Origin of the sequence: Cytobacillus sp. Hm23 (assembly GCF_051842895.1) — a bacterium.
Taxonomy (GTDB): domain Bacteria; phylum Bacillota; class Bacilli; order Bacillales; family SM2101; genus Nanhaiella.
Genome location: NZ_JBPXRQ010000062.1, coordinates 1 through 5,057, shown reverse-complemented (window position 1 = coordinate 5,057; position 5,057 = coordinate 1). Strand labels below are relative to the sequence as shown.

The following is a 5,057-nucleotide window of genomic DNA, read 5'->3' as shown; positions in this document are numbered from 1 at the left end:
TGTCTGGTGGCGATAGCGAAGAGGTCACACCCGTTCCCATACCGAACACGGAAGTTAAGCTCTTCAGCGCCGATGGTAGTTGGGGGTTTCCCCCTGTGAGAGTAGGACGTTGCCAGGCATAATAATATTCTTATTACCGCGGGGTGGAGCAGTCTGGTAGCTCGTCGGGCTCATAACCCGAAGGTCGCAGGTTCAAATCCTGTCCCCGCAACCAAAGAAAATATATGGTCCCGTGGTGTAGCGGTTAACATGCCTGCCTGTCACGCAGGAGATCGCGGGTTCGATTCCCGTCGGGACCGCCATATATAACTGACTCAAACGAAACTAGATGTTTCGTTTTTTTGTATTTGTAAACTTGACAATAACAGTGTAGTTCATCTTTAAATATTTTTAGAACTAATGTATGTAGCTATATAGTGATAAAATCCTAAAAACCTAAAAACCTCAACTAACTGTTCTAATTTAGTAATAAAAAAGAAATAATGTTTATAAAGAAATATAGTTGTCTTTTCTTATTAAGAATTAAATCAGTATGACTAGATTTCGTGGTATTTCAACAATAAAAGGCTTAAAGACAATTTTGATGATCAAATAATCTTTATTAAAATGAATTTACTATATAAACGTGATGGAGTGGTATTTTATGAGTGTGATTGATGAATTTTCATTAATAAACAAAATTAAACCACAGGTTGTAAACCAATCATCTTTAATAATGGGTATTGGAGATGATGCAGCATTAGTATCATCTAAGGATAAGTTTGATCAAATAATATGTATTGATACGATGGTAGAAGAAGTCCATTTTAAGCGAAGTACCATGAAGCCCTATCATATTGGCTTTAAAGCTTTAGCAGCTAATATAAGTGACGTAGCAGCAATGGGGGGGATACCTCTCTATTATTTAATATCCATTGCTATACCTAAACATTGGAAGGAAGAAGATATTCTTGTCATATATGCAGGAATGAATGATCTAGCTAGAAATTATGATATGGATATGATTGGTGGAGATACTGTATCTACTAATGGTCCACTAGTTATATCGGTAACCGTCATTGGTGAAGTTGAAAAAGGAAAAAAACTTTTTCGAAGTAATGCTAAGGATGGTGATATCGTGTTTGTTACAGGGACGTTAGGTGATTCTTCTGCAGGGTTACAGTTGTTATTAAATAAGGGGATTAAATATTCTTATGAATTAACTGAAAAAGATTTAGTAAACAAACATCAAATGCCTTATCCTCGAGTGGAGGTTGGCCGTTTGCTGGCATGTTATAATAGGGTAGCGTTGAATGATATTAGTGATGGATTAGCTAGTGAAGCAAATGAAATTGCTGAAGCTAGCAATGTTTCAATATATCTTGAAGAAGGTCTTATTCCTTTAAGTAAACAAATACGTGATGTTTGTAGTGAGGAAGCTATAATCAAAGCTCTCTATGGGGGAGAGGATTACGAACTCATAGGTACATTGCCGCAGAGTGATTGGAACCATTTTGAGAAAGAATGTGTTAAACAAAATTATAAGGTAACAGCGATTGGACAAGTGAAATCTGGAACTTCAGAAGTTTTACTACAAACAAATGAAGGGAAAGTTAAACCGGTACAAAAAAAGGGATATAACCATTTTAACAATTGATAGGTGAAGAAGATGAAAACTTATGAAATTATAACTGATTCTGCTGAACAAACAATGAAAATTGCATACGAGCTAGCTAATTATTTGCACCAGGGTGATGTGATTGTACTAGAAGGTGATTTAGGTGCAGGCAAAACAACATTTACTAAAGGTTTAGCGAAAGGACTAGGGATTACAAGAAATGTAAATAGTCCTACTTTCACAATTATTAAGGAGTATCAAGGTAAAGTACCTCTTTATCATATGGACGTATATAGACTAGAAAATGGGTATGAAGATCTTGGATTTCAAGAATATTTCGAAGGAGATGGAATCACAGTTGTAGAGTGGGCTCATTTAATTGCTGATCAGTTACCAGTAGAACGGCTAGTAGTGAAAATTAATCATATGAGTGTATCTAAACGAAAGCTTATGCTAGAACCTATTGGCGTACGTTATGAACAAGTATGTAAGGAGATATTAAGCAAATGACAGTGTTAGCAATTGATTCTTCAAATGATGTGATGGGTATTGCTCTTGTTGACGAAAGTAAGGTTATTGGAGAAATAATTACAAATGTAAAAAAGAATCATTCGATTCGTGTAATGCCTGCTATTGAATCATTATTGCAGGACTGTAATATTTCAACAAAGGAACTATCGAAAATAGTTGTTGCAAAAGGACCAGGTTCTTATACTGGTGTAAGAATCGGCGTTACAATTGCAAAAACACTAGCATGGTCATTACAAATCCCACTTTCAGGCGTATCAAGCCTCGAAGTACTCGCAGCAAATGGGCATTTTTTTCCTGGATATATTTCACCGCTATTCGATGCCAGGCGGGGACAAATTTATACGGGATTGTATTCATATGAAGCTGATGGATTGCAGCAAGTGAAACAAGATCAAAATGTTCTCTCATCTGACTGGGCTAAGTCATTATCATCACTCGATAAACCAATATTATTGTTAGGTAATGACGTTGATTTACATAAAGAAGTAATGATTAGTGAGCTTAAGGATAAAGCAGTGTTTGCACCTGAGAGTTTAAACAATCCAAGACCAGCTGAATTAGCATTGCTAGGAATGCATAGGGAAAATGAGGATATTCACCAGTTTTCACCGAATTATATTCGCCTTGCTGAGGCAGAAGCGAAATGGTTAGAAGCACAGAAAAAAGAAAGTGGAGCTGCAAATGGAAACAACAACATTGTTTAGGTTAATGAATGTTGAGGATATTGAAGATGTACTGAAGGTGGAGGAGGCATCCTTTGCTACCCCTTGGAGTAAGGACATCTTTTTAAGTGAAATTAATAATAACAAATACGCCCATTATATCGTAGCGGAAGAAGACGGGCTAGTTATTGGATATTGTGGAGCATGGATTATAGTAGACGAAGCTCATATTACGAATGTAGCTTTGTTACCAGAATATCGTGGCAGGAAACTAGGGGAAGCCATGCTAAAGCAGCTGATGGATTTTGCAAAGGCACTTGGAGCAAAGACGATGACATTAGAGGTACGGGTATCAAATATAATTGCCCAATCGCTCTATCGCAAATTAGGATTTAATGATGGGGGAATTAGGAAGAATTACTATACAGATAACCAAGAGGATGCATTAATAATGTGGGTGAATATATAATGGAACAAATACAAAATCAAATTATTTTAGCAATCGAAACAAGCTGCGATGAAACTGCGGTAGCAATTATAAAAAATGGGTGTGAAATTTTAGCGAATGTTGTAGCATCCCAAATAGAAAGTCATCAGCGTTTTGGAGGAGTTGTTCCAGAAATAGCCTCTAGACATCATGTAGAGCAAATTACCATTGTGCTTGAAGAAGCGCTAAGGCAGGCGCAAATATCATATAACGAGATCGATGCAATTGCTGTTACTGAAGGACCAGGATTAGTCGGAGCCTTGTTAGTTGGTGTCAATGCTGCGAAAGCTATTGCTCTTGCGCACAACATTCCTATCATTGGGGTTCACCATATAGCTGGACATATTTATGCAAATCAACTAGTATCTGAAATGAAATTTCCACTTATATCATTGGTTGTTTCAGGTGGGCATACAGAATTAGTATATATGGAAAAACACGGATCATTTAAAGTAATTGGAGAGACACGTGATGATGCTGTAGGTGAAGCTTATGATAAAGTTGCAAGAACATTGGGATTACCATATCCAGGTGGTCCTCACATTGACCGACTAGCTCATGAAGGAGAAGCCACGATTAAGCTTCCTCGAGCTTGGCTTGAAGAAGGGTCTTTTGATTTTAGTTTTAGTGGATTGAAATCTGCAGTGATAAATACGTTACATAATGCGAAGCAACGTGGTGAGGATTTGGAAACTAAAGATATCGCGGCAAGCTTTCAAGCAAGCGTAATAGATGTATTAGTCACAAAAACGATGTTAGCTGTTGATAAGTATAATGTCCAACAAGTATTATTAGCTGGTGGTGTAGCTGCGAATCAAGGATTAAGAGCTGCTCTTAAAGAAAAATTTTCGTCAACGGATGATGTAGAATTAATTATTCCTCCGCTATCTCTATGTACAGATAATGCGGCAATGATTGCAGCAGCAGGTAGTGTTTTATATAAACAAGGAAAGCGTTCGGACATGGCTTTAAATGGGAACCCTGGCCTTGATATTGAGCAATAGTAAAATGAATAATAACATAACAGTGTTATAAAAGACCGTGATTCTTCCTAAGGATATGGTCTTTTTCCACAATTTTATCCACAGAAAAAATACTATTGTGGAAAATTAGTCATAAAAGCTAGTTTAAAAGCACTTTTGAAGAAAGTGAATAAGTGGATAACTTTGATAAAAACTGTGGATAATGTGTAAAAGTCAGTGTATAACATACATTACAATGAATTATTTGTGGATAACTATGTGGAAGAGTCAACTACAATCCACATGAAGTGTAAGGAACATCTTTTTTGCAATGATTGTAGTGCCTATTGGGGATGAAAGAGGCGCTTGAGCTTTTTAACCTCTCGAGGTCGTTTCACAACAATCCTAAAAGGTAAAAAGCACCTTCTAGGATTGTAGTTCCAACGTTTGTCGAGGCAAAACAGTCGTCTCCACTTTTCTTCATGTCCAGCTCCAGCGCCTATCCCCTCGAGTCCCTTCACCATTTTCCATAAAGGTAAAAAGCACCTTTACAGAAAATGGTTCCAGTGCTGGTCGGGGATGAACAAGGCGTTTGCGCTTTTCTTCATGTCCAGTTCCGTCTCCTAACCTCTCGAGGTCGTTTCACAACAATCCTAAAAGGTAAAAAGCACCTTCTAGGATTGTAGTTCCAACGTTTGTCGAGGCAAAACAGTCGTCTCCACTTTTCTTCATGTCCAGCTCCAGCGCCTATCCCCTCGAGTCCCTTCACCATTTTCCATAAAGGTAAAAAGCACCTTTACAGAAAATGGTTCCAGTGC

Annotated in this window: 5 protein-coding genes, 2 tRNA genes and 1 rRNA gene; all 8 read left to right on the top strand. The window is 37.5% G+C overall.

The features are described from left to right. Nucleotides 1–2 precede the first annotated feature (2 nt). The 8 genes from rrf (at nucleotide 3) to tsaD (ending at nucleotide 4,281) form a co-directional block, all read left to right on the top strand. Nucleotides 3–118: ribosomal RNA gene (gene rrf, locus ACSVDA_RS23200) — 5S ribosomal RNA — on the top strand. A 19-nt stretch (nucleotides 119–137) separates the two neighbouring features. After that, nucleotides 138–214: transfer RNA gene (locus ACSVDA_RS23195), tRNA-Met, on the top strand. Nucleotides 215–226: 12 nt separating this feature from the next. Continuing rightward, nucleotides 227–302 (top strand) — tRNA-Asp (locus ACSVDA_RS23190). Between the two features lie 350 nt (nucleotides 303–652). After that, nucleotides 653–1,636 carry a thiamine-phosphate kinase gene (gene thiL, locus ACSVDA_RS23185; RefSeq protein WP_485886560.1) on the top strand — a complete coding sequence of 328 codons (984 nt, stop codon included), beginning with the start codon at nucleotides 653–655 and terminating at the stop codon, nucleotides 1,634–1,636. Nucleotides 1,637–1,648: 12 nt separating this feature from the next. Beyond that, the gene (tsaE, locus tag ACSVDA_RS23180; protein WP_485886558.1) at nucleotides 1,649–2,107 is read left to right on the top strand and encodes a tRNA (adenosine(37)-N6)-threonylcarbamoyltransferase complex ATPase subunit type 1 TsaE; all 459 of its coding nucleotides are present in this window, start codon (nucleotides 1,649–1,651) and stop codon (nucleotides 2,105–2,107) included. Further along, nucleotides 2,104–2,832 carry a tRNA (adenosine(37)-N6)-threonylcarbamoyltransferase complex dimerization subunit type 1 TsaB gene (gene tsaB, locus ACSVDA_RS23175; RefSeq protein WP_485886556.1) on the top strand — a complete coding sequence of 243 codons (729 nt, stop codon included), beginning with the start codon at nucleotides 2,104–2,106 and terminating at the stop codon, nucleotides 2,830–2,832. The genes tsaE and tsaB overlap by 4 nt, the downstream gene beginning before the upstream one ends. After that, on the top strand, nucleotides 2,810–3,259 hold the full coding sequence (gene rimI / locus ACSVDA_RS23170) for a ribosomal protein S18-alanine N-acetyltransferase (RefSeq protein WP_485886554.1): 450 nt from the start codon (nucleotides 2,810–2,812) through the stop codon (nucleotides 3,257–3,259). The genes tsaB and rimI overlap by 23 nt, the downstream gene beginning before the upstream one ends. Further along, entirely contained in the window at nucleotides 3,259–4,281 is a 1,023-nt protein-coding gene (gene tsaD, locus ACSVDA_RS23165; RefSeq protein WP_485886552.1) for a tRNA (adenosine(37)-N6)-threonylcarbamoyltransferase complex transferase subunit TsaD, read from the top strand. Before rimI ends, tsaD begins: the two co-directional genes overlap by 1 nt. The last annotated feature ends 776 nt before the right edge of the window (nucleotides 4,282–5,057 follow it).